Origin of the sequence: Bradyrhizobium sp., assembly GCF_016213215.1 — a bacterium.
In the GTDB taxonomy this organism is placed as follows: Bacteria; Pseudomonadota; Alphaproteobacteria; order Rhizobiales; family Xanthobacteraceae; genus Bradyrhizobium.
In genome coordinates, this window is record NZ_JACRAW010000074.1 from 1 (window position 1) to 23,935 (window position 23,935).

A 23,935-nucleotide genomic window follows, 5' to 3' on the forward strand; every position below is an offset into this window, starting at 1 on the left:
ATGAACTCCGCCTTGTTGTAGGCGATGCCGCCGCCGGTGCCGCCGAGCGTGAAGGACGGGCGGATGATCGCGGGCAGCCCGACCTCGGACAGCGCCATCAGTGCTTCCGCGAGGGCCTGCTGCTGGTAGCGCTTCCGGCGCTCGTTCTCGCCCGCGGCCCACTGGCTCTCGAATGCCTCCAGCGCGCTGCCGGACAGCTTGGCGCGGTCGGCAAGGTATTGGTCGCGATCGCCCTTCTTCAGCGCCGAGGCGTTGGCCAGGCGTGACTTCGGCGTCTGCAGGCCGATCTTCTCCATCGCGTTACGGAACAGCTGGCGATCTTCCGCCTTGTCGATGGCGTCGGCGGTGGCGCCGATCATCTCGACGTCGAACTTTTCCAGCGTGCCCTGCCGGCGCAGCGAAAGCGCGCAGTTCAGCGCCGTCTGACCGCCCATGGTCGGCAGCAGCGCAAAGCCGCCGGGGACGACGTAGCGCTCCTTCTCGATAATCTTGGCGACGATCTCCGGCGTGATCGGCTCGATATAGGTCGCATCCGCCAATTCCGGGTCGGTCATGATGGTGGCCGGATTGGAATTGACGAGGACGATCCGATAGCCCTCTTCCTTCAGCGTCTTGCAGGCCTGCGTGCCGGAATAGTCGAATTCACAGGCCTGGCCGATGACGATGGGACCGGCGCCGATGATCAGGATGGTGGAGATGTCGGTTCGTTTGGGCATAACTCTCGCGAACAGAAAATCGGGCACAAAAAAAGGGCGCGCCTGCCGCGCGTCCCCTGGGGCCGAAGCGCGATCAGCAAAAGTGCAAGCCGGTCTTGCGTCCGATCGCGCTCCTGAACTCTCAAGAGCGCATAACCTGGGCGCCAAACCGCTCACGCTTTGGCGGATCATGCGCTAGCGCGGGCGTTCACCTCGCGCGCGGGTGGTCTTTAGACCAGATTCCGCAGCCGCGAAACCCCTGAAAAGGGGCCATCAACCGCCATTTTGGGGAAGGGGGCGCGGTCCGGCATCGCTCGTCGAACTGTAGCGGGCTGCCGGCACCCCGTCGGCCTTCCGGCCGAAGCTTCAGGAGCGGTGCAGGCTGGAGACCCGGCCTGGATTTGAACCAGGATAAAGGACGATGCACCGCCCTCGCGTAGACGCTTTCCGCCACCGGGCCAGCCTGATCATGGCCGATCAGGCGGGCCGGGGCCATGGTTAGCCATTCTTAACCCTAATGCGCCGACCGCGCGAAGGCCGGGCGTGCGACGAAAGTCATCCGCCAGGGATTGTGGCCGATATTGGCATGGGCGCGGGAGGCGGTGAAACCGGCGTCGGCCAGCCTGGCGGTGATCTCGGCCTCGCTGTAACGCTGAAGGCCGACACGCGAGCGCAATTGGCGGTAGTCCGAGAGCGCGGTGCTGATGAGCCCGACCAGTGCATCCTTGAGGAAACCGTGCCGCGCCCCGAACCGCAGCAGCGCGAGGACGTCCCGGAACATGCCGACTTCGGGCCGCAAGATGTCGCCGAGGATCAGGCGACCGGAGGGTCTCAGCAGCCCGCGGATCACGACGAGCGCCGAATCCAGTTCCTTCAGCGTCATGTACTGGGCGACCGAGTTCATCACCACCAGATCGACAGATTCCTTGGGCATTTTCCGCACGTCTTCCAGCGAGCGCACCCGGATCTTGGTGTTGGGGGCATAACGCGCGATCAGCCGGCCGCGGACGCCGGGCGCGGGTTCGGCCAGGATCAGCATGCCGCAGGCTTCCGCCACCTTGGCGGCGGAGAGCGCCTCGCCGCAGGAATAGTCGAGTACCACGGCGTCGGGTGAGGTGATGTAGCCGATGATGTCGCGGGCAATGAGTTCGAAGTGCAGGTCGCGATGCAGCCTGCTCGCGTAAATCGTGTGCGTGGAATCGTAATAGTCGATCCAGTCTTCCATGACTCGAGAGTCCCAGCACGGCCGGTTCCGGGCGCGGAACCGGCGATGATGCCTGCGTTAGGGGGATGGCGGCGCGCCGTCAATCTCCGCTCCTAACAGGAAGGTTCCCCGTGAGCAAAGCCAAAGCCGAAAAAACCCCCTCTGAAAAAATCTTCTCCGACAAGATCTCGCCGGATCTCGACACTCCGACGGATCTGCCGCAGGAGGCTGTCGACAGGGTCTCCGAGGCGCTCAACGTGCTTCTGGCCGACGCCTTTGCGCTCTATGTCAAAACCAAGAATTTCCATTGGCACGTCAGCGGGCGCCATTTCCACGATTATCATCGTCTGCTCGATGGGCAATCGGAAGCGATCTTCAAGACCACCGATGAGATTGCCGAGCGCGTGCGCAAGATCGGCGGCGTCACCCTGAAGTCGATCGGCCAGATAGGGAAATTGCAGACGATCAAGGACAACAACGAGGAATTCGTCCCCCCGCGCGAGATGCTGCGCGAATTGATGGAGGACAACAAGCGCATGGCCGCTGCCATGCGAAAGGCGCGCAACACTGCCGATGAGCACGAGGACGCGGCCACCGCGAGCATCCTCGAAACCTTCATCGACGAGGCCGAGCGCCGCACCTGGTTCCTGTTCGAGGCAAGCCGCCAGGAAGGCAGCAACGCGGCGTGAGACGTCCTATTCGCACCGTGGTGCCCCGGGATAGCAATCCAGAACTGCTCTCTAGATCGCTCCCCGCGGGGCGTGCTCGGGCCGGTGGCCCGCCTCACTGAGCCGACAGGCCTACCGTTGCCTGTGTTCGCACCACCGGCGGCGGATTCCATTTGCCGGTAAGCGCCTCGGACTTCGGCGCGTATAGACGCATGGTCAGATTGAAAGCTCCCTTGGGCGCCGGCAGCCAGTTGGCTTCCTTATCCTTGCCGGGGCTTTCGTTCTGGACATACAGGTCAAGCGAACCGTCCGCATTGTAGTTGAACGGCATCCAGCTGCTCACGGCGAAGCGGCCCAGGACATTACTGACCTGGAAGCCTTCCGGATCGTACAGCGTGATCGACCAGAACGCGCGGGCCGGTGGTGCTGCGCCCTTTTCGAACGTGATGGTATACTTGTTCGAGCCGTCGAGAGGCTTGCCGGATTCATCGCCGAGATTGAGCGGATAGATGGCGTCCTCGGGCAGGTTGGCGCCAAGTCCCACTTGCGAAACGATCGCCCGCTTCAGGTAGTAGTTGCCGTAAACGCCCATGGTATCCGTGTTCATGGACCAGTTGTTGGCGACACGTGCCAGGGTCGGCACCTTCCACGCCATCAGCTTCTGAGCTTCCCGCGGAGCGGTTTCCAGCGCCCGTTGCACGGCGGGATCCAGCTTGCTGATTTCAAAGCTCTTACCGGGCTCGATACCGATTCTCTTCATCTGCGCGATGATGGGCTCATCGGTGATGTGCGGCGGGTGAAGTTTCAGCAACTCGGCCGCGTTGGCGAAATAGACGCCGGCCGACATGTTATCGACCTGCAGCTTCGGTGCCGTCTTCATGTCGACGCCGGGATCGATCTTGACCTCCATCGGCTTCGGCGTTTTTCCGAACTCGGAAAGAGGCGTGACCTTGTAGCCGGCCTGGATCTTATGAACCGCGCCGTAGTCCGCTGAACCGTCTGTCTTGGTGCGGCCGATCACCCATACGTAAGGCGTAGGCGCTTCGATCCGCTGAGTCTCCCTCGGTAGCCTGAACTCCTCGGCAAACCTTTCACGCAAATCCGGACGCCAGCCGGCCGGCGTTATCAGAAAGGTCCCTGCTTTCGTGCCCGTGGTTCGCCAGCCTGGCGAGGCAAAGACATCGGTCCACATGTCAAGCATAGGCAGCAGGTAGTAGCGTCCATCGGTATCCGGAACGGTGATGACGACCGGCTCCTTGGTCATGTCCAGCCATGACGAGGAATACAATGTATCGAAATTAGAGCGCACGACACCTTTGAAGTCCGCCGGCGGATATTCGCGCACGTTGACGAACGTATTCATCGGCCCCTTGAAGCCATCCTTGCCCGGCTCGACGTTCGTGAATTGCTTCCGCGTGATCTCCATTGTCACGAGGGGATAGAAGTAAACATAGGCGTCGACCGCAATGGCGCGCGCTTCTTCCTCGTTGATGGGTCCAGTTGTTTGTGCCGGCGCAGCAGTCGCGCCGAGGCAGAGAGACAAGGTCAGCGTCAGAATCCCTCGAAGCATGTCGACTCCTCCTCTTCTGATGTATGCAATGGCCGCTTGTGAGAAGCTCGGAGCATGAGGCCATCAGGTGGATGCGCATAAGTGATGCAGGAAAGTGACGGTCTTGAAGTGCGTTCTTCAGCTAGCTCCGCACATTATAGTAGCACAGGCATAAAATGCGGCCAGCCATCTTGGTGGGGGCACTCGTCGGACGCTGCCCCTGCCGAGGAGGTTTTCGTGGGACGTTTTGATGCATTTTTTGGTTTGTTTCACACCGATGCGGCGCCGCGATTCCACAGCCGCACCAGCGGACCGCTCTTACCCATGACCGGATCGCTCTCCGGCAGCGGTACTTGCGGAATTGTCTTCAGCGCGATGGCATGATTTTCCGGCGTCGGGTGCGTGATCTGCATCTTCGGCCCGGGCGGATAGGCGCCCACCACGCTGAAATCCGGGCTTGCCGACAGGCATTGGTGGCCGGTTCCGGCGGGCAGGATCGCGACGTCGCCGGCGGAGATATCCAGTGTCGTGCCGCGATCGCCGCCGAACCGCACCTGTGCCTTCCCGCGCGCGATCCCAAGCGCCTCATGAACCGTGGAGTGGTAGTGCAAATAGTCGAAAATGCCGTTGCGCCACATGTCGCCCCAGCCATTGGCGCCGAACCGGTCTTCGATGATCTGCTCCGGTTCGAGGGCGTCGACATTGATTGCGCCCTTGTAGATGAGGAGCGGCAGCCGGTTGTTCGGCACGAGGCCATCGTCCTCAAACGCAAATATGAGCGGCTTGCCATCGCTGATCACGGTCATCGCTTGCTCCGAGACGAGAGGGGAGCGGGATCAACCGGGCATGCCGCCTCACGTTCCCGTTGGCAGCTCGAAAACGAGGCAGGTCGTTGTGGCATGGGCGAGCAGCCGTCCCGCGGCGTCGGTGATCCGCGCTTCGGCGGTCGCGGCGCGCCGGCCGACGCTCAGCGTGCGTCCCTCGGTGCGGACCGGGCCGGTATCCTTGGTCATGCCCTTGATGAACGAGACCTTGAATTCCAGCGTGGTGTAGCCCGAGCCCGGCGGCAGGGTGCTGTGCACCGCAAGGCCCATGGCGGAATCGAGCAGGGTCGCGGCGTAGCCGCCGTGTACCGAGCCGATCGGGTTGTAGTGGCGAAATCCGGGCACGCTGTACATCACGACGACGCCGAGTTCGGCCGTGGAGTCGTAGGGTTCGATCGCCTGCATGATCGGCGGCGCCGGCAGTCTGCCTTCGAAGATGCCGCGGACGAAATCGATGCCGGCCATCGACGCAAGCACCTCTGGCGAGGTCACGCCGTATTCGACGATGGGGGTGGGGCTCATGGCTCCTCTCGTGCTGTTACTATGATGATCATCATAATAACTACATTTTCCGAGACCAGCGCAAATGCGGTCCTTGCGTCATGGCGGGCTTTGTCACGCGATTGGCTACTCGGTCATTCCGGGGCGATGCAAAGCATCGAACCCGGAATCTCGAGATTCCGGGTCTGGTCCTTCGGACCATCCCGGAATGACGCGCAAAACCTGGGTGCCCGGAACAAGCCCGGGTACAATAACGAAAGAAGAACGGAGGAAGGCTCTACGCCCGCTTGCGCTCGCGCATGAGGTCGGCGAAGCGCTGGAACAAATAATGCGAGTCGCGCGGTCCCGGGGAGGCTTCGGGGTGGTACTGCACGGAGAACACCGGCTTGCCGTCGAGCTGGATGCCGCAGTTCGAGCCGTCGAAAAGCGACACATGCGTCTGCGTCGCGCCCTTCGGCAGCGTGGCCTGATCGACCGCAAAGCCGTGGTTCATCGAGGTGATCTCGACCTTGCCGGTAGTCTCGTCTTTCACCGGGTGATTGGCGCCGTGATGGCCCTGATGCATCTTCTTGGTCCTGGCGCCGACGGCGAGGCCAAGCATCTGGTGGCCGAGGCAGATGCCGAAGGTCGGCCTACCCGACTTGATCACCTTCTGGATGACGGGCACCGCATACTTTCCGGTCGCCGCGGGATCGCCGGGCCCGTTCGACAGGAACACGCCGTCCGGGTTCATCGCCAGAATGTCTTCGGCCGAAGTCGTCGCCGGCACCACCGTCACCTTGCAGCCGACCCCGGCGAGCAGGCGCAGGATGTTGCGCTTGATGCCGTAGTCGATGGCGACCACGTTGAATTCGGGATGGGTCTGGTGACCGAAACCCTTGTTCCACTCCCAGGGAGTCTCGTCCCACGTGAAGCGCTGGGCGGAAGTGACCATCGGCACGAGATCCATGCCCTCGAGCCCCGGCCACTCGCGCGCCTCCTTCTTCAGCGCCCCGAGATCGAACTGGCCGCTCTTCGAATGCGCGATCACGGCGTTGGGCATGCCCTTGGAGCGGATCAGCGCGGTCAGTGCCCTTGTATCGATGCCTGACAGGCCGACAATGCCACGCGCGCGAAGCCACTGGTCGAGATGGCGGGTAGCGCGGTAGTTGGATGGCTCGGTGATCGCGGTGCGCAGGATGACGCCGCGCGCGCCAGGCGTCGCCGCCATGTTCACCGTCTCGATATCTTCGTCGTTGGTGCCGACGTTGCCGATATGCGGGAAGGTGAAGGTGATGATCTGCCCGGCATAGGAGGGGTCGGTCAGGATCTCCTCATAGCCGGTCATCGCGGTGTTGAAGCAGACCTCGCCGACGGCATGTCCTTCGGCCCCGAGGCCAAAGCCTTCGAGCACCGTTCCATCGGCGAGCACGAGGAGCGCGGTCGGCTTGAGGTCCGGCCAGGCGGAAGCGTTTTCGGTGGTGGTCATGAGGCCCCTAGATAGTCGGAGCAACGGCCGCCGTCAAAGCAGAACGGGGCGGATTCACATGCGTTTTTGCATGTTTGAGGGCGTTTCGGCCGTTTTGGCCGGGCTTCTCCGAAATCGGCAAACTCGGCGCGTCCACGGAACCAAGTTGTTTCGACGCCGGGAACGGCCTAGATCAAGGCGAACAGGGCCGAAAGGATACGACCATGCTGCGCGACGACATCAACAATGCGGTCAAGGAGGCCATGAAGGCCAGGGAGGAGCGCAAGCTCTCCACGCTGCGCATGGTCAATTCGACGATCAAGAATGCCGACATCGAAGCCCGAGGCCAGGGCAAGCCGCCGCTGTCGGATGCCGAGCTGCTCGCCGTTTTCCAGAAAATGATCAAGCAGCGCCAGGAAGCGGTCGAGCTCTATGAGAAGGGCGGCCGTGCCGAACTCGCCGCCCAGGAGCGCGAGGAGATCGCCGTCATCTCGGCCTACCTGCCCAAGCAGATGTCGGAGGACGACGTGAAGAAAGCGATCGCCGCCATCATCGCCGAGACGGGCGCGGCCGGCATGAAGGACATGGGCAAGGTGATCGCGGCGCTCAAGACCAAGTACGCGGGCCAGATGGATTTTGCCAAGGCGAGCGGTCTGGTGAAGGCGGCGTTGACCGGCTGAGCGGGCAGGGGACATGCACTGTCATTCCGGGGCTCGCGAAGCGCGAGCCCGGAATCCATTGGGCAAGGTGCTCGGCGGTTTGATTTATTCCGGGTTCGATGCTGACGCATCGTCCCCGAATGAGGCAACGAAGAGAGCAACCCATGCCCAGCGCCATCAAGCCGTTTCGCATCGGAATCGGCGAGGACGTACTTGCGGATCTCAAGCAACGGCTCCAGCGAACCCGCTGGCCGGAGGCGGAACTGGTCGATGATTGGCGCCAGGGCGCGCCGCTGAGCTGGATTCAGGAGATCTGCCGCCATTGGGCGGAGAACTACGACTGGCGCGACCGTGAAGCCCGTCTCAACCGCTTCCCGCAGTTTATGACCGGGATCGATGGCCTCGACATCCATTTTCTGCACGTTTGCTCGAAAGAGCCGTCCGCGTTGCCCTTGATCATCACCCACGGCTGGCCAGGCTCGGTAGTCGAGTTCATGAAAGTGATCGAACCTCTGGTCGATCCCGCCGCACATGGCGGTGATCCGGCCGACGCCTTTCATGTGGTGTGTCCGTCGCTGCCCGGTTTCGGGTTCTCTGCCAAACCGACGGTTACCGGCTGGGGCGTCGACCGGATTGCTGCCGCCTGGGGCCAGCTCATGGCGCGGCTTGGCTATGCCCGTTACGTCGCGCAGGGCGGCGATTGGGGCTCGGCCGTGACGATTGCGCTCGGAGCGCAGGATGCCGAACATTGTGCCGGTATCCACATCACGCTTGCCATCAACACGGCACCGAAAATCGACGGCGACCCGACGCCGGAAGAAAAGAGGGCGCTTGCCGGGCTCAAGCACTACGCCGATTGGGATTCCGGTTATTCCAAGCAGCAGTCGACGCGCCCGCAGACGCTTGGCTATGGGCTCACCGATTCCCCCGTCGGGCAGGCGGCCTGGATCCTGGAGAAATTCTGGGCCTGGACCGATTGCGGCGGCCACCCCGAGAACATCTTCAACAAGGACGAATTACTCGACAATGTCATGCTGTACTGGGTGACGGCGACGGCCGCCTCGTCCGCGCGGCTTTATTGGGAAAGCTTCGGCCGTCGCAGGGGTACGCACACCGTCAAGGTTCCGACCGGGATCGCCGTGTTTCCGAAGGAGATCGTCACGCCGGTGCGTCGCTGGATGGAGCCCAACTTCGTCAACATCACGCACTGGAGCGAGATGCCGAAAGGCGGGCACTTCGCTGCCTTCGAGCAGCCGGAGCTGTTCGTGCACGATGTCCGAGCGTTCTTCAGGACCTTGCGCTGAGACCCTCGTCGCCCTTGTATCGGGCGCTTGTGCCCGTAAACTGATCTTCAACAAGAAGATAACGGGACGACGACCAAGGCCGCTGCCATGCTAACCGAAGCTTCCACCTACGACGAACTCTACCGCAACTTTCGCTGGGACATCCCCGCGCGCTTCAACATCGCCTCTGCCGCTTGCGACCGCCACGCCGATGGAGCCAAGCGCCTTGCGCTGATCTATGTCGACGAGGATGGCGGCGCACGGCGCATCTCCTTCGACGAAATGCATGACTGGTCGTGCCGCTTTGCCAATGTGCTGAAGGCCGACGGTCTTGCCCGTGGCGACCGCGTCGCGGTGTTCCTGTCGCAGTCTGTCGAATTGCCGATCGTCCATCTCGCCGCGTTTCGCTCCGGACTCGTGTCCGTGCCGCTGTTTGCGCTGTTCGGCGAGGATGCGCTGGAGTTTCGCCTCAACAATTGCGGCGCGAAGGCGGTCGTCACTGACGAGCTCGGCTGGGAGAAGCTGTCGAAGATCCGCGACCGGCTGCCGGAGCTTGGCAGCGTCTACATCGTAGATGGCGCGCCGCGCGGCACCAGATCCTTCTGGTCCTCTATAGAGGCTGCATCAAGCAGCTTCGAGACGGTCGATACCTCCTGCGACGATCCCGCCATCATCATCTATACGTCGGGCACGACGGGCAATCCGAAGGGTGCGCTGCACGCCCATCGCGTGCTGCTCGGCCATCTGCCGAATGTCGAGATGGTCTACGATTTCCTGCCCAAGCCGGGCGACGTGTTGTGGACGCCGGCCGACTGGGCCTGGATCGGCGGCCTGTTCGATGCGCTGTTTCCGGCCTGGTATCACGGCGTACCCGTAGTCGGCCATCGCGCCCGGAAGTTCGAGCCGCAGGCGGCGATGCAGTTGATGGCCGATCATGCCGTGCGCTGCGTGTTCCTGCCGCCGACCGCGCTGAAGCTGATGAGGCAGGCAAACGTCAAGCATCCCGGCGTGAAGCTGCGCAGCATCTTCACCGGCGGGGAGTCGCTCGGGGCCGAACTGCTCGACTGGGTGCGCGCTACCTTCGGCATCGATGCCCATGAAGTATTTGGCCAGACCGAATGTAACCTCGTCATCGGCAGCAATTCTCGACTGTTTCCGATCCGGCCCGGCTCGATGGGCAAGCCGACGCCGGGCTTCGACGTGCGCATTATCGACGAGATGGGCAAGGAAAAGCCGCGCGGCGAGCGCGGCATCATCGCCGTGCGCCAGCCCAATCCCGTCACCATGCTCGGCTACTGGCGTAATCCCGAAGCAACCGCCAAGAAGTTCGTCGGCGACTTCCTGGTCACCGGCGATCTCGGCCGCCAGGATGAGGACGGCTATTTCTGGTACATGAGCCGCGAGGACGACGTCATCACCAGTGCCGGCTACCGCATCGGACCGTCGGAGATCGAGGACACGCTGTTGAAGCACCCGGCCGTGGCACTGGCGGCGGTGGTCGGCATTCCCGATCCGATCCGCACCGAGGCGATCAAGGCCTGGATCGTGCTACGCCCGGGCGTTGTGAAGAGCGATCAGCTGGCGCGCGAGATCCAGAATTTCGTCAAGCTGCGGCTCGCGGCGCACGAATATCCCCGCCACGTCGAGTTCACTGAGACGCTGCCGATGACCGCGACCGGCAAGGTACTGCGGCGCGAATTGCGCGCGCGGGGATGATGCAAGGCCGGGCCGCCAGTCGGCGTGCTCATGCAGCGTTCTTTTCCGTTGCATTGCCGGCAAGATGCCGGCCGGCGATATAGCCGAACGTCAGTGCCGGGCCGAGCGTGATGCCGGCGCCGGGATAGTTGCCGCCCATGATGCTCGCCATGTCATTGCCGGCGGCGTAGAGGCCCGGAATCGGATGGCCGTCGGCGTCGAGCGCGCGAGCATGTTCGTCGGTCCGGATGCCGGCATAGGTGCCGAGGTCGCCGATCACCAGCTTGATCGCGTAGAAGGGACCGTCATTGATCGGCGCGACGCAGGGGTTCGGCCCGTGCAGGGCGTCGCCCTGGTAGCGGTTGTAGGCGCGCGATCCCTTGCCAAAGTCGGGATCGCGTCCCTCGACGGCGGTCTCATTGAACCGGGCGACCGTGGCCTCGAGTGCTTTCGCGTCGATCCCGGCCTGCGCCGCAAGTTCCGCCAGCGTCGCGCCGCGCTTGAGATAGCCGGAGCGCAGATAACCGCCGATCGGCATCGGAAACGGCGGCACGCAGCCCAGCCCGTATCGGCGCAAGGCCCGATGATCCGTGACCAGGAACGCCGCGGTCTCGCGACCCGGCTTCGCCGCCTTGACCATCGCCTGGACAAAGTCGTGGTAGGAATTGCCTTCATTCGCGAACCGCATTCCGTCCGCCGTAACCGCGATGACGCCCGGCTTGGCGCGATCGATGAAGTGCGGCATCACGCCCTGGCTGCCGTCCTTCCGATGCGTGATCGACACCGGGACCCAGGCGGCCGCATGCGGCAGGCCGTCTTCGATCCGTCCGCCGGCGGATTCCGCCAGCCTCAGGCCATCGCCGGTGTTTCCGGTCGGGCCAGGCGACCAATGCTCCTGTCCCGTCGGCGCGTGCGGAAACATCGCCTTGCGCCGCACCACATCATGCGGAAAGCCGCCGCAGGCGAGCACCACGCCGCGCGCGGTGCGGACGCGTACGCGCCGTCCCTCGCGCTCGACCGCGGCGCCCACGACCGCGCCGTTCGTCACGATCAATTCGCGCACCGGCGAGGACAGCCATAGCGGGACATTGAGGTCGAACGCCGATCTGGCGAGCCGGCCGGCGAGCGCGTTGCCGTTTGTCAGCGTCATGCCGCGGCCGTAACGCACGACATCCATGAAATGCCTGGACAGGCGTCTTGCGACATAGATCGCCGACGTCAGCGATTTCGTCGCCCGCATGAAATGAATGATCTCCTTGCCTGAGCCCAGCATCATGCCGAACACGGTAAGTTCCGGCAGGGGAGCGCCGAGATACTTGATGTGCTCGCCCAGTTCGCGTCCATCGAACGGCCGCGTCACCATGGAGCGGCCGCCCTGCGTTCCTCCCGGCGCTTCGGCGTGATAGTCCGGAAAGGTCAGCGGCATGTCGAATCGCAGGGCGGTCTTCGTTGTGAAGAAATCGACCGCTTCGGGCCCTGCGGTCAGAAAGGCGTCGACCCGCGCCGCATCGAAGCTGTTGCCGGCCTCGTGGCGCAGATAGGTGCGCGCCTCGTCCGCGCTTTCGACGATGCCCCAGGCGCGCGCCAGCGACGTGCCGGGGATCCACAGCCAGCCGCCCGAGCGCGCAGTAGTTCCGCCGAAGCGTGGCTCCTTCTCGGTGATGACGACCTTGAGACCCGCATGGGCCGCGGTGATGGCCGCCGACATGCCGGCAGCGCCGGAGCCGACCACCAGCACGTCGCAGTCATAAACGTCGCCGTCTTTTCGATTTTCGGTGGTCGTCATCTGAGCCCCCAGACTTGAGCGATGGTTGCCGAGGTCATGGCAGCGGAAACCGCGCAGGCCGTAGCTACCTGATCATGGGCATCCTCCGCTTTTCCGTTCGATGACGGTATTCTTTCTTGGGAATGTCAATTTAGCTTGCCGGATTGAATTGTGCGAGGGCGGACTGCTAAGCTGCCAGCATGACCGACATTCTTCCCGACGCCATCCGCCGCCTCTATACCGATCCCGCCGAATATATCGACAGCGACCATCCTGCCGTGCACGATTTCGCGAACACCGCGGTTGCGGCAAACGCGGGCGACCGCACCAAGGCCAGCGTGCTTTACAAGGCGGTGCGCGACGGCATCCGCTACAACCCTTACGTCAACATGCGCACCCCCGAGACGTTCCGCGCCTCGAGCGTGCTCGTGGCCGGCCACGGCTATTGCGTCGGCAAGGCGGCGCTGTACGCCGCCGCATGCCGCGTCCACGGCATTCCCGCCCGCGTCGGCTTCGCCGACGTGCGCAACCACCTCACGACCGAGAAGCTGCGCCAGAGCATGGGGACGGACATTTTCACCTGGCATGGTTTTTCGGAAGTCTATGTCGATGGCGCTTGGCGCAAGGCCACTCCGACCTTCAACGATACGCTCTGCGCCAAGGTCGGCGTGCATCCGCTCGATTTCGACGGCCACAACGACGCGCTGCTGCATTCCTTCGACGGCGCGGGCCGGACCTACATGCAGTACATCAACGACCATGGGTCGTATCACGATGTTCCCGCCAAGTTCCTGATGCGGGAAATGGCGCGCGACTATGCCCACATGCAGGGCGAAGACCTGTCCGGTCGCGACATGGAACGGGAAGCGATGGAAGGCTGAGCCGCGCCTGCCGCGCGGCGCAAAGTCCATTGCGGGCTCCGTCCATCATTGCGAGGGCAATCGCGGTAAAATGTGACCTTTCGCTGCTACTGGCTTGCACGTGACAGGCGATCGCAAGTAGCATTCCTCCCGTTGAATCGAGCGCGGCACAGACCGCGCCGACAAGAGCATAAAGGGAGGAAGCCCATGTCCATTTCGGGCAAGGTCGATCCTGTGGTGCGAAGCGTGTCGGCGGCCGATATCGCGGAAGCGCTGGGCGAGGGGCTGCGGGATTTCCAGGCACTACCGCTCTATGGGCTCGCCTTCGGCGCGCTCTACGCCGCAGGCGGCATCATCATCATCTTGAGCCTTACCGCGTTCGGCCTGGTCTATCTCGCCTATCCACTCGCGGCGGGCTTTGCCTTGGTTGGTCCGTTCGTCGCCATCGGCCTTTACGATGTCAGCCGGCGCCGCGAGCGCGGCGAACCGGTCTCCTTCGGCGCCATCTGGACCACGGTGCGTTCGCGCAGCGAGATCGGCTGGATGGCCTTCGTCACGTTGTTCGTGTTCGTGATATGGATGTATCAGGTGCGGCTCCTGATCGCGCTGCTCCTTGGATTGAACGCCTCGTTCGCGAGCCTGCATGAATTCATCACCGTGGTCCTCACGACCAATGAAGGTCTGCTCTTCCTCGCGATCGGCAATGCGGTGGGCGCTGCGCTGTCGCTGATCCTGTTCTCGCTGACGGTGGTGTCGTTTCCGCTGCTGCTCGACCGCGAGGTCGATTTCGTGACCGCGATGGTGACAAGCGTGCGGGCGGTCGTCGCCAGTCCGCTGCCGATGATCGGCTGGGCCGCCGTGATCGTGATGCTCCTGATCGTCTCGGCGCTGCCGTACTTCCTGGGGCTTGTAGTGACGCTGCCGGTGCTCGGCCACGCGACATGGCATCTCTACCGACGCATCGTCGCGCCGGTGCCGGCCTGACCGCCGCCGTTTTCGGCAACGGAACTCATCTGCCCCGCGTGGTTAGGGCGTCTTGATTCCCATCGCCTTCAAAGCGTCCAGCATGCGCTGCGGCGGCGCCATTCGGATGCTGGGTGCCTTGCCGGTCTCCAGCAGACTCTTCAGGCTGGAGAGGATCGCGGGCCAGCCCTGCCGTCCGCCCGAGAGGATGTCGTCGCTGAGCGGGCGATCGTGCAACTCCCGCATGGTGAGCCGAACGGCTTCGCCCGCCGGATCGATCTCATAGGTGACAAGGGTGGGGCCCAGTCTTTCGACCAGGCCCGGCCAGTCGACGTTCCAGCTCACCGTCAGCTTCCGCGGCGGATCATGTTCGATCACCTCGCCGGTAATGTGGGGCGAACCGTCGGGCGCCTTCACCAGGAGAGCGCCGCCGACGCGCGGTTCGATCTCCACCGCACAGCCGAAGAAATATTTGCGGCTGAACTCGGCCCTCGTCAGCGCCTCCCACACCTTCTCCGGCGTTGCAGCGATGAAGATGGTGTAGACCGTGAGTGGTTTGAATTTCGCCAGCTCCATGGTCACGCAAATCCCTCGATGCCAAGCGCCGCCGGAGGAATCGTCAGCACCTCGCCGGTTTCCAACAGGCTCTTGAGACCCGACAGGATCGCCGGCCATCCCTTGGAGATGCCGTCGAACAGCTTGCTGCCTTCGACAAAGCCTTCATGCGTCACCGTCAGCTTCACGAGATTGCCATAGGGCTCGATGGTGAAGACGACCTTCGTCGCAGGCTCCTTGCTCATCGCCTCGATGAGTTCGTGCCGGAAGGTGTAGGACAGCCGTCGGGGCCGATCCGCTTCGAGGATCTCGCCGGTATCGGTGGTCTTGCCGCCCATGACGAGGGCAAAGGGCGATCCCACCTTCCAGTCGGACCTGACATCGGTGTTGAACCAGTAGCGGCGGGTAAAGTCGCTGTTTGTCAGCGCCTCCCACAATTTCTCCGGCGTGGTCTCGATATAGGTGACATAGACGAATTCGGGCTTACTCATCACGCTTCTCCAGTTGACGTTTCAAGTCGCTGAGCGCGGCAAGCTTGCCGCGCTCGAACTTCTTGATCCAACGTTCGCCGATCTGATGGATCGGCACCGGATTGAGATAGTGCAGCTTCTCGCGGCCGTGCTTGAAGGTCGTGACGAGACTGGCCTGTTCGAGAATCGCAAGGTGCTTGGTGACGGCCTGGCGCGTCATGTCCAGGCCCTCGCAGAGTTCGTTCAGCGTCTGTCCGTTCCTGGCGTGAAGCCTGTCCAGGAGCGACCGTCTTGAACCATCGGCCAGCGCTCTGAAGACTTCATCCATGGCGGCGATAATAGGCAACCAAATAGTTGCATGTCAAGATGGATCTGTTGAGCGAACGCTTCGCGCGCCTGGGATCGGGCATGCGGCATGAAGCGCTCGACTTCCTGCAGTCTCAGTCGACGAAGAAGTGGCTGACAGCCGCGCTGGATGGTCGTCCAATACACGAAAGGTTGTCGTGTGGGGTCGTTGCATTCGATTTGGGCAGCGTGTCGCCACTTTTGGTTTCGAGACACTCATCATGCCACGCGCTGCGTGTGTAGCAGCGGGCAAGTGCCTTCTTTTGAGGCATCTTGGCATTTCTAAAATGCCGAATCCCGACGCGCCGCTAAGCGAAAACTTAATTCAATTCGATTACACATCGCGCAGGCTCCAGCTCGAAGGCTTCCTGCCATGACGTTTCGTTTGACGATTTCCCGCGCGATTGTTGCTTTTGGTCTCCTTGCTGCAATCAGCTTTGGAGCGATCATTGCAACGAGCTATCTTTCGCTCGGCTATCTCAAGGTCGGCGGGCCGCTCTACAACAAGATCAAGCTCGGCAACGATCTGATTGCGGACATCCTTCCGCCGCCGGAGTACGTCATCGAGGCCTATCTGGAGGTGACGCTGGCGCTTCGCGATCCCGCATCGCTCGCGGCGCGTCGGGAGCGGCTTTCGCAGCTGAAGAAGGACTACGACGATCGGCGCGAGTACTGGCTGAAATCGGACCTCGATCCGGCGCTCAAGGAGCTGCTGATCGAGAAGTCGGACGCCGAGGTTCGGAAGTTCTGGACGGCTGTCGAGCAGAAGTTCCTGCCTTCCGTTCAAGGCGGCAAGCCCGAGGCGGCCGCCGCGGGCTACGCCGAAGTTGCGAGCGCCTACACGGCTCACCGGGCGATCATCGACGAAATCGTCAAGCAGACCACCGATGCCAATGCGGCCACCGAGGCCGAGGCGACTGCCAGCCTGCGATCGTTCTCGATCGCCCTGTGGTCCGTGTCCGGGCTCGCCATACTGATCGTCATGGCCGGGGTTGTCGGCGTCGGTTTCGGCGTTGTGCGTCCGATCACGGGAATGACCGGGGTCATGAAGAAACTCGCCGAAGGCGATCTCGCGGTTTCAATTCCCTTCATCTCGCGCAAGGATGAAGTCGGCGCGATGGCGCACGCCCTCGAGGTGTTCCGGGAAAATGCGCAGCGTGTGCGGCAGATGGAGGCCGAGCACGACAGCATGAAGGAGCGCGCCGAAGCGGATCGCAAGGCTGCCATGACGCGGGTGGCGAACGAGCTGGAAGTCTCGATCGGGCGGATTGCCAGGGTCGTGTCCTCGGCCTCGTCGGAAATCGATGCCGCAGCCGCCACCCTCACCCGAACCGCGGAAGCAACACAGGGGCTTTCATCGAATGCCGCCTCCGCGTCGGAGCAGTCGTCGCAGAACGTCAATTCGGCCGCCGCGGCGTCCGAAGAGATGGCAGCGTCGGTCTCGGAGATCGCCAAGCAGGTCGAGGAAGCCAGTCGCATCGCGCGTGCGGCGGTGTCCCAGGCCGAGCAGACCAACGAGCGCGTGGCGGAGTTGTCCCAGGCCGCGGGCCGGATCGGCGAAGTGGTGAAGATGATCACCAACGTTGCCGATCAGACCAATCTCCTGGCCCTGAACGCCACGATCGAAGCCGCGCGGGCGGGCGAGGCGGGCCGCGGCTTTGCCGTGGTCGCCACGGAGGTCAAGGCTTTGGCGTCTCAGACCGCCAAGGCCACCGACGAAATTTCGAGCCAGATCGCGCAAATGCAGGACGCGACAGCCGAATCGGTCGGGGCCATCAAGGAGATCAGCGCGACCATCGCCAGGATCTCGGAGATTTCCACGGCGATCAGTGCCGCGGTCGAGGAGCAGGGCGCGGCGACCCAGGAAATCGCCCGCAACGTCTCGCAAGCGGCATGCGGTGCCAGCGAGGTTGCAAGCAGCATCGGCCAGGTCAATCGCGGCGCCGTGGATACCGGTGCGGCGGCGACACAGGTGCGCAGCACCTCCGCAGCGCTGCTGAAAGAGAGCAATCGCCTCAGCCAGGAAGTGGACAAGTTCGTGGCTGCGATCCGCGCCGCATGAGACAGCGCGCATCTGCGTGAAACGCGCGTCAGCTCTGATCGCGCGCCGTCTTCCGGCGTCTTCTGCCGCATGCTAGATGGCGGCTCCCCTTCCGGTGAGCCTGCCCATGTCCCTGCAAGTCTATCTCGCCTATGTCGCGGCCTGCATCGCGGTCGCGATCCTGCCCGGTCCCATGGTCACGCTGGTCATCGCCAACGGCCTGCGCCACGGCACCCGTGCCGCACTGATCAACGTCGCTGGCGCGCAAACGGGTTTCGCGATCGTGATCGGTATCGTGGGAGTCGGCCTGACCTCGCTGATGGCGACCATGGGCTACTGGTTCGACTGGGTGCGCTTTGCCGGTGCCGCCTATCTCGTCTGGTTCGGCATCAAGCTGGTCCTGTTGCCCGTTGAAGGGTTGAAGGTCGGCGAGCCGCCACCGCCTCCGCGCGGCGGCTTCTTCCTGCAGGGGCTTCTTGTGCTGCTCAGTAACCCCAAGGTGCTGGTGTTCTTCGGCGCGTTCATCCCGCAGTTCGTCGACATGAAGCGCGATCACTTCCCGCAGGTCGCGCTGCTGGGGGCGACCTTCAGGGTGGCCGCCGCCGCCAGCGATGCGATGTACGCACTGCTTGCCGGCCGCGTGCGGCTGATCTTTTCCGCTTCCCGAACACGGCTCGTCTCGCGCATCTCCGGCGCCTTCATGATCGGCGGCGGCATCTGGCTCGCGCTGACGCGGGCAAGGTGAGCGCGGCTACAGCAGCTGCTGCGCGCGCAGTTCGGTCTCGATCCTGCCAAAGGCGCGCGCCAGGCGCTCGGCCCATTGCTGCTGGCCTTTCTCGTCGGCGATCAGGTCCTGGCGGATCTCGATGCCGGTGTTGCTGAGACCGCGCGCCTCGCCGTGTACGGGGATCGTATAGTCGGTGAGGTCGGTGACGGCGTAGGGCTTGTTGTCGCCGACGACGAGATCTTTCTCTTCGCGCAGGTGCCGCACCAGGAGCGGCGGCAGGACCCGGTCTCGGTGATAGAGCGCGCCGATGTGCCAGGGCCGCGCCACGCCGTCATAGACCGGCGTGAAGCTGTGCAGCGCCAGCAGCACCGTCGCCCGTTTCGCCCGCGCCCGCTCGTCGATCACGGCATCGATGCGCCGGTGATAGGGCTCGAAAACCTCGGTCAGCCGGGCATCCTTCTCCTCCGGGGTAATGTCCTGATTGCCGGGGATGGCGGTGGCTTCGCTGATCAAAGGGATCGAACTGGTGACCACCGGCGGGCGATTGCAGTCGATCACGAGGCGCGAATAGCGTTGCGCGATCAGATGCGCGTTCAGCATTTTCGCAAGGCGCTCGGCGACGCCGGCAATCCCGATGTCGCAGGCGATGTGGCGGGACAACTCGCTCTCGCAGAGACCGAGATCGCCGAGCCTCTTCGGCATCAGCCGGCCGTAATGGTCCGCCGTGAGAAGGAAAGGGGAGGGTCCGCCGACGTTGATCTCGTGTACCGGTGCGACGTCGCTGCTGCCGAGCAGTCGGAATGGTGTGCTGGCCGCGTCCGAAGCCATTGTTGCGTTGTTTCTCTCTGTCGAAGGGTGATGCGGTTTCGCGCGGGATATGAGGATCTCTCATGGCGCGCCGGCGGGCGAAGCGCAAGCCGCTCGCGCGCAGGCCGTCATGCGGTAAGCGCTTCGCTTGGCGGGGAAGTGCGGCTATAGAGCCAACCATGATCTCCGATCGTCTATTCGTCTACGGCACCCTGATGCGCGGCTTCGATAATCCGATGGCGAAGCTGCTCACCGCCAATGCCGACCTGCTCGGACCCGCGACGTGCCGGGGCCGGCTCTATCGCGTGACGTATTACCCGGCACTCGTGCTCTCGGACGATGCTACTGAGGCGGTTCATGGCGAACTGTTCCGCCTGCGCGCGCGCGACGAGCTGCTCGGCGAGCTCGACATGTACGAAGCGTGCGGCGAAGGTTTTGCCGAGCCGACGGAATATCTCCGCAAGCTGGTCACGGTGACGCTCGATCGCGGCGAGATATCGGAAGCCTGGACCTATGTCTACAACTGGCCGGTCACGGAGCTGCCGCGCATCGAGTCGGGACGTTTCGTGGAAGGCTAGCCACCCAGCTCCGTCATTCCTGTGCGACCGAGAAGGCGACCCCGGAATCCATTTCTCCCAGCGTTGAGATGGCGCGATGGATTCCGGGCTCGCGGCTTGGCCGCGCCCCGGAATGACGGGGGCTGTGGACAGGTCGAACAACTCGGATAACCAGCAGAATCTTCGTATTTTGACGGGGCGTGCCTATATGCCTATTCGGTTGGCACCGGCCCCGACTGGACCCAAAGCATCCCCCATGCGCTTTTCGCCCCAATTCCTTGACGAGCTGCGTGCCCGGCTTCCGGTGTCGGAAGTCGTGGGCCGGCGCGTCAAGCTGAAGAAGGCGGGGCGGGAGTGGAAAGGCCTGTCGCCGTTCCAGCAGGAAAAGACGGCGTCCTTCTTCGTCAACGACCAGAAGGGCTTTTATCACGACTTCTCCTCCGGCAAGCACGGCGACATCATCAGCTTCCTGATGGAGACCGAAGGCGTCTCCTTCACCGAAGCCGTGGAGCGGCTGGCGGGGATGGCGGGCCTGCCGCTGCCGGTGGCCAGCCCCGATGCCGCCCGCCACGAGCAGCGCCGCAAGACTCTCCACGATGTCATGGAGCTCGCGGCAAAGTTCTTCATCGACACGCTGGCTTCACGTGTTGGCGCCAAGGCGCGCGGCTATCTCGCCGACCGCGCGATTTCGCCGGCGACGCAATTGCAGTTCCGCCTCGGCTATGCGCCGCCCGAGCGCTTTGCCCTGAAGGAGCATCTCGGCTCGCATGGCATTCCGGTCGAGGACATGGTGGAGGCGGGGCTGCTGATTGCCGGCCACGACATCCCGGTGCCCTACGACCGCTTCCGCGATCGCGTGATGTTTCCGATCACTGACCTGCGCGGCCGCGTCATCGCCTTTGGCGGGCGGTCACTGGAGAAGGAAGCGCAGCCGAAATACCTGAATTCGCCGGAGACCCCGCTCTTCCACAAGGGCAACAATCTCTACAACCACGGGCCCGCGCGGGAGGCTGCGCATAATGGCAGCTCCCTGATCGTGGTCGAAGGCTATGTCGACGTCATCGCCATGGTCACATCCGGCTTTGCCGCCACCGTCGCCCCGCTCGGCACCGCGCTGACCGAAAGCCAGCTCGCGCTGCTGTGGAAGATGGCGGACGAGCCGATCCTGTGCTTCGACGGCGACAAGGCCGGGCAGAAGGCGGCCTATCGTGCCCTCGACCTTGCCTTGCCGTTCCTCGCGCCGGGAAAGAGCCTGCGCTTTGCGCTGCTCCCCGAAGGCCAGGACCCTGACGATCTCGTGCGCTCGGGCGGCCGCGGCGCGGTCGAGGACGTCATCGCCGCGGCGCGTCCGCTCGCCGACATGCTGTGGGCGCGCGAGGTCGAAGGCGGCAATTTTGCCACGCCCGAACGTCGCGCCGCGCTCGAAGCGCGCATCGGCGAACTCACCAACAACATCCGGGACGAGGTGGTCCGCCGCTACTATCGCCAGGATCTCGCCGAGCGCCTGCAGCGCAGCTTCGCCCCGGAGGGCGGCCGCTACTACGCCGGCCGCGGCCGGGCCGAATCAGGCCGGCGCTTTCCACCCCGGCCTTCCCGCGGGGCCGGCCGATTCGCTGGCCCCGGGCGCGGCAAGCCAGGGGCCGCCCCCGCGCTGGCGGCCGGCCCTTACCAGGCGGCCAGCCCGCAGCTCGCGGCTAGCCCGATCATGAGGGGCCAGCGCAGCGCCATCTCGCGGCGCGAGGCCCTGATCCTCCAATGCCTGGTCAATCACCCCTGGCTCCTGCACGAACACCTCGAGGAGGTGGCCGCGCTGGAATTGGCCCACCCGGAGGCGCACAAACTTCGCGCCGGCATCATCGCCGCCTTTGCCAACGAGCGTCATCACAGTCCGGACCCGTCGGAGCAGGCCGAGAAGATGCGCTCGGACATCGAGGCTGGCGAATTTTCAAAGCTTCTTCAAAGGGTTGAGTGCGCGATCACGACCGGGGCGGTGTGGGGCGCGCGCGAGGGGGCGGCGCGCGATGACGTGCTGGCGACGTGGCAGCAGCTCGTTGCCTTGCATCGGCAGTGGCATTCACTACTTAGGGAGTTGAAGGATGCCGAACTGGCCTTGGGCGAGGAGATGAGCGAGGCCAATCTGGCGTGGCTGCGCGACGTCAAGGCTCGGATGGCCCAGGTCGACGGTACCGAGGCCCTGATCGAGGGTTTTGGCGAGCTGTCGGGCCGGTTCCAGAAAAGCGTCTGATTCGCAATTTGCTGCGGACGGTGCCGGCCGGAACCGCGAAAAGACTCGCCAAATCCAAGGTTTGGCGGCAAAAACAGGGTTAATCGAGGCTTAACAGCTTTATAGCACTTTCCGGCCAAGCGGCCGTCGGTTCACCGGAAGGCGGGCGGTTGCGAAACCATCCCGCCGTTTGTAGTTCGGAAAGCCGACATCCCTTATCCGAGAACGGTTGACGGGTGTTGAGCGACAAATCCGGTGGAGCAGTTGAGGGGTGGCGGAAGGTTTGCGCCGCCCTTTCCGTGTCGAAACAGGTTTGAGTGATCAGGCAGGCGCGGCAATGCCACCTGCGTGAAGCGCGTTTAGGAGCAATGGATGGCCACCAAGGCAAAGACGCTGCAGGCGAAGGACAAGGAAAAGGACGACAAGGCAGCGGACGCCCCCGAGAAGGATTCCCCGGACGCGCCTTCGCCGTTGCTCGATCTGTCGGACGCCGCCGTCAAGAAGATGATCAAGCAGGCCAAGAAGCGCGGCTTCGTGACCTTTGATCAGCTCAACGAAGTGCTGCCCTCCGACACCACCTCGCCCGAACAGATCGAAGACATCATGTCCATGCTCTCCGACATGGGCATTAACGTGACCGAGGCCGACGACGCCGAAGGCGAGGAAGAGAAGGAAGAGGCCGAGGACGATACCGACAACGAGCTTGTCGAGGTCACGCAGAAGGCCGTCACCGAGGTCAAGAAGTCCGAGCCCGGCGAGCGCACAGACGATCCAGTGCGCATGTATCTGCGCGAGATGGGCACGGTCGAGCTGCTCTCCCGCGAAGGCGAAATCGCGATTGCCAAGCGCATCGAGGCCGGCCGCGAGGCGATGATCGCAGGGCTGTGCGAAAGCCCGCTGACCTTCCAGGCCATCATCATCTGGCGCGACGAGCTCAACGAAGGAAAGATCTTCCTCCGCGACATCATCGATCTCGAGGCGACCTATGCCGGTCCCGACGCCAAGGGCGGCATGAACCCGGGCATCGGCGTTGCGGAAGGTGATCCTGCCGCGGCCGATGCCGAGGGCGTCGTGGCCGCTGTCGCGCCCGCCCATGTTGCGCCGCCGGCTGCGCCGCCGTCGGCGACGCCGTTCCGCCCCGCGCCCGCCGCGCCGGCCAATGGCGAGGAGAAGGATCCCGCCGAGGCCGCCGCCGAAGCCGACATGGACGACGACGACGAGTTCGAGAACCAGATGTCGCTCGCGGCGATCGAGGCCGAGCTCAAGCCGAAGGTCGTCGAGATCTTCGACAAGATCGCCGACAACTACAAGAAGCTGCGCAAGCTGCAGGAGCAGGACATCGCCAACCAGCTCCAGAACGAGTCGCTGTCGCCGCACCAGGAGCGCAAGTACAAGAAGCTGAAGGACGAGATCATCGTCGAGGTGAAGTCGCTGCGCCTCAACCAGGCGCGCATCGATTCGCTCGTCGAGCAGCTCTACGACATCAACAAGCGCCTCGTCTCCTACGAGGGCCGACTGATGCGGCTGGCCGACAGCCACGGCGTGGCGCGCGAGGACTTCCTGCGCAACTACCAGGGCTCCGAGCTCGATCCGCGCTGGCTCAACCGCGTCTCTAAGCTCTCCGCCAAGGGCTGGAAGAACTTCGTCCACCACGAGAAGGAGCGCATCAGGGATCTGCGCCACGAGGTGCACCAGCTTGCCGCGCTCACCGGCCTTGAGATCGGCGAGTTCCGCAAGATCGTGCACTCCGTGCAGAAGGGCGAGCGCGAGGCGCGCCAGGCCAAGAAGGAAATGGTGGAAGCCAACCTTCGCCTCGTGATCTCGATCGCCAAGAAGTATACCAACCGCGGCCTGCAGTTTCTCGACCTGATCCAGGAAGGCAACATCGGCCTGATGAAGGCGGTCGACAAATTCGAGTATCGCCGCGGCTACAAGTTCTCGACCTACGCCACTTGGTGGATCAGGCAGGCGATCACCCGTTCTATCGCTGACCAGGCGCGTACGATCAGGATTCCGGTGCATATGACTGAAACGATTAATAAAATAATCCGTTTTTCGCGTATCTTTGTCCAGGAAAACGGCCGCGAACCGAATCC

Annotated in this window: 21 protein-coding genes and 1 pseudogene; 11 read left to right on the forward strand and 11 right to left on the reverse strand. The window is 63.5% G+C overall.

The features are described 5' to 3' along the window. Together HY852_RS12860 and HY852_RS12865 are read right to left on the reverse strand one after the other, a co-directional pair. Positions 1-716, reverse strand: a pseudogene (locus HY852_RS12860) (carbamoyl phosphate synthase large subunit); the annotation flags it as partial. 493 nt (positions 717-1,209) lie between these two features. After that, complete coding sequence (locus tag HY852_RS12865) at positions 1,210-1,920, reverse strand: methyltransferase domain-containing protein (RefSeq protein WP_291605086.1); 711 nt, start codon at positions 1,918-1,920, stop codon at positions 1,210-1,212. A 110-nt stretch (positions 1,921-2,030) separates the two neighbouring features. Here HY852_RS12865 and HY852_RS12870 point away from each other — a divergent pair, with 110 nt between their 5' ends. Continuing rightward, positions 2,031-2,588: a DNA starvation/stationary phase protection protein gene (locus HY852_RS12870; RefSeq protein WP_291605087.1), complete on the forward strand. Its 558-nt coding sequence runs from the start codon at positions 2,031-2,033 to the stop codon at positions 2,586-2,588. 94 nt (positions 2,589-2,682) lie between these two features. Here HY852_RS12870 and HY852_RS12875 read toward each other — a convergent pair whose 3' ends face one another. The 4 genes from HY852_RS12875 to carA form a co-directional block, all read right to left on the reverse strand. Beyond that, positions 2,683-4,137, reverse strand: coding sequence for a DUF1254 domain-containing protein (locus HY852_RS12875; protein WP_291605088.1), 1,455 nt, complete (start codon positions 4,135-4,137; stop codon positions 2,683-2,685). Between the two features lie 248 nt (positions 4,138-4,385). Continuing rightward, on the reverse strand, positions 4,386-4,922 hold the full coding sequence (locus tag HY852_RS12880; protein ID WP_291605089.1) for a hypothetical protein: 537 nt from the start codon (positions 4,920-4,922) through the stop codon (positions 4,386-4,388). Between the two features lie 48 nt (positions 4,923-4,970). Further along, positions 4,971-5,462: a PaaI family thioesterase gene (locus tag HY852_RS12885; protein WP_291605090.1), complete on the reverse strand. Its 492-nt coding sequence runs from the start codon at positions 5,460-5,462 to the stop codon at positions 4,971-4,973. Between the two features lie 256 nt (positions 5,463-5,718). Then, positions 5,719-6,909 (reverse strand): glutamine-hydrolyzing carbamoyl-phosphate synthase small subunit, encoded by a 1,191-nt coding sequence (carA, locus tag HY852_RS12890; protein WP_291605091.1) that lies wholly within the window; start codon positions 6,907-6,909, stop codon positions 5,719-5,721. 203 nt (positions 6,910-7,112) lie between these two features. Between carA and HY852_RS12895 the strand changes: the two genes are divergently transcribed. From HY852_RS12895 to HY852_RS12905, 3 genes are all read left to right on the forward strand, one after another. Continuing rightward, complete coding sequence (locus HY852_RS12895; protein WP_291605092.1) at positions 7,113-7,568, forward strand: GatB/YqeY domain-containing protein; 456 nt, start codon at positions 7,113-7,115, stop codon at positions 7,566-7,568. Between the two features lie 143 nt (positions 7,569-7,711). Further along, positions 7,712-8,851 carry an epoxide hydrolase family protein gene (locus HY852_RS12900; RefSeq protein ID WP_291605093.1) on the forward strand — a complete coding sequence of 380 codons (1,140 nt, stop codon included), beginning with the start codon at positions 7,712-7,714 and terminating at the stop codon, positions 8,849-8,851. 87 nt (positions 8,852-8,938) lie between these two features. Continuing rightward, positions 8,939-10,546, forward strand: a complete 1,608-nt coding sequence (locus tag HY852_RS12905; RefSeq protein WP_291605094.1) for an acyl-CoA synthetase — start codon at positions 8,939-8,941, stop codon at positions 10,544-10,546. A gap of 28 nt (positions 10,547-10,574) precedes the next feature. Here HY852_RS12905 and HY852_RS12910 read toward each other — a convergent pair whose 3' ends face one another. After that, the gene (locus HY852_RS12910) at positions 10,575-12,311 is read right to left on the reverse strand and encodes an FAD-dependent oxidoreductase (RefSeq protein ID WP_291605095.1); all 1,737 of its coding nucleotides are present in this window, start codon (positions 12,309-12,311) and stop codon (positions 10,575-10,577) included. A gap of 179 nt (positions 12,312-12,490) precedes the next feature. Between HY852_RS12910 and HY852_RS12915 the strand changes: the two genes are divergently transcribed. After that, a complete protein-coding gene (locus HY852_RS12915) occupies positions 12,491-13,171 on the forward strand; it encodes a transglutaminase family protein (protein ID WP_291605096.1) in 681 nt (226 codons plus the stop codon). 186 nt (positions 13,172-13,357) lie between these two features. Beyond that, on the forward strand, positions 13,358-14,134 hold the full coding sequence (locus HY852_RS12920; RefSeq protein WP_291605097.1) for a DUF2189 domain-containing protein: 777 nt from the start codon (positions 13,358-13,360) through the stop codon (positions 14,132-14,134). Between the two features lie 42 nt (positions 14,135-14,176). Here the strand turns inward: HY852_RS12920 and HY852_RS12925 are convergent, their stop codons facing one another. Genes HY852_RS12925 through HY852_RS12935 form a run of 3 tightly spaced genes read right to left on the reverse strand, consistent with a single transcriptional unit; the run spans position 14,177 to position 15,466 of the window. Beyond that, positions 14,177-14,689 carry an SRPBCC family protein gene (locus HY852_RS12925; RefSeq protein WP_291605105.1) on the reverse strand — a complete coding sequence of 171 codons (513 nt, stop codon included), beginning with the start codon at positions 14,687-14,689 and terminating at the stop codon, positions 14,177-14,179. A gap of 2 nt (positions 14,690-14,691) precedes the next feature. Then, a complete protein-coding gene (locus tag HY852_RS12930) occupies positions 14,692-15,159 on the reverse strand; it encodes an SRPBCC family protein (RefSeq protein WP_291605098.1) in 468 nt (155 codons plus the stop codon). Then, entirely contained in the window at positions 15,152-15,466 is a 315-nt protein-coding gene (locus tag HY852_RS12935) for a helix-turn-helix transcriptional regulator (protein WP_291605106.1), read from the reverse strand. Before HY852_RS12935 ends, HY852_RS12930 begins: the two co-directional genes overlap by 8 nt. Positions 15,467-15,856: 390 nt before the next feature. Here HY852_RS12935 and HY852_RS12940 point away from each other — a divergent pair, with 390 nt between their 5' ends. After that, the gene (locus HY852_RS12940) at positions 15,857-17,545 is read left to right on the forward strand and encodes a methyl-accepting chemotaxis protein (RefSeq protein ID WP_291605099.1); all 1,689 of its coding nucleotides are present in this window, start codon (positions 15,857-15,859) and stop codon (positions 17,543-17,545) included. A gap of 106 nt (positions 17,546-17,651) precedes the next feature. Beyond that, positions 17,652-18,269, forward strand: coding sequence for a LysE family translocator (locus HY852_RS12945; protein WP_291605100.1), 618 nt, complete (start codon positions 17,652-17,654; stop codon positions 18,267-18,269). A 6-nt stretch (positions 18,270-18,275) separates the two neighbouring features. Here the strand turns inward: HY852_RS12945 and HY852_RS12950 are convergent, their stop codons facing one another. Then, positions 18,276-19,079, reverse strand: coding sequence for an N-formylglutamate amidohydrolase (locus HY852_RS12950; protein WP_291605101.1), 804 nt, complete (start codon positions 19,077-19,079; stop codon positions 18,276-18,278). 158 nt (positions 19,080-19,237) lie between these two features. Between HY852_RS12950 and HY852_RS12955 the strand changes: the two genes are divergently transcribed. The 3 genes from HY852_RS12955 to rpoD form a co-directional block, all read left to right on the forward strand. Next, entirely contained in the window at positions 19,238-19,636 is a 399-nt protein-coding gene (locus HY852_RS12955) for a gamma-glutamylcyclotransferase (RefSeq protein WP_291605102.1), read from the forward strand. Positions 19,637-19,871: 235 nt separating this feature from the next. Beyond that, positions 19,872-21,860, forward strand: a complete 1,989-nt coding sequence (dnaG, locus tag HY852_RS12960; protein WP_291605103.1) for a DNA primase — start codon at positions 19,872-19,874, stop codon at positions 21,858-21,860. A 351-nt stretch (positions 21,861-22,211) separates the two neighbouring features. Next, the coding region (gene rpoD, locus HY852_RS12965) for an RNA polymerase sigma factor RpoD (RefSeq protein WP_291605104.1) at positions 22,212-23,935 on the forward strand (1,724 nt) is incomplete at its 3' end.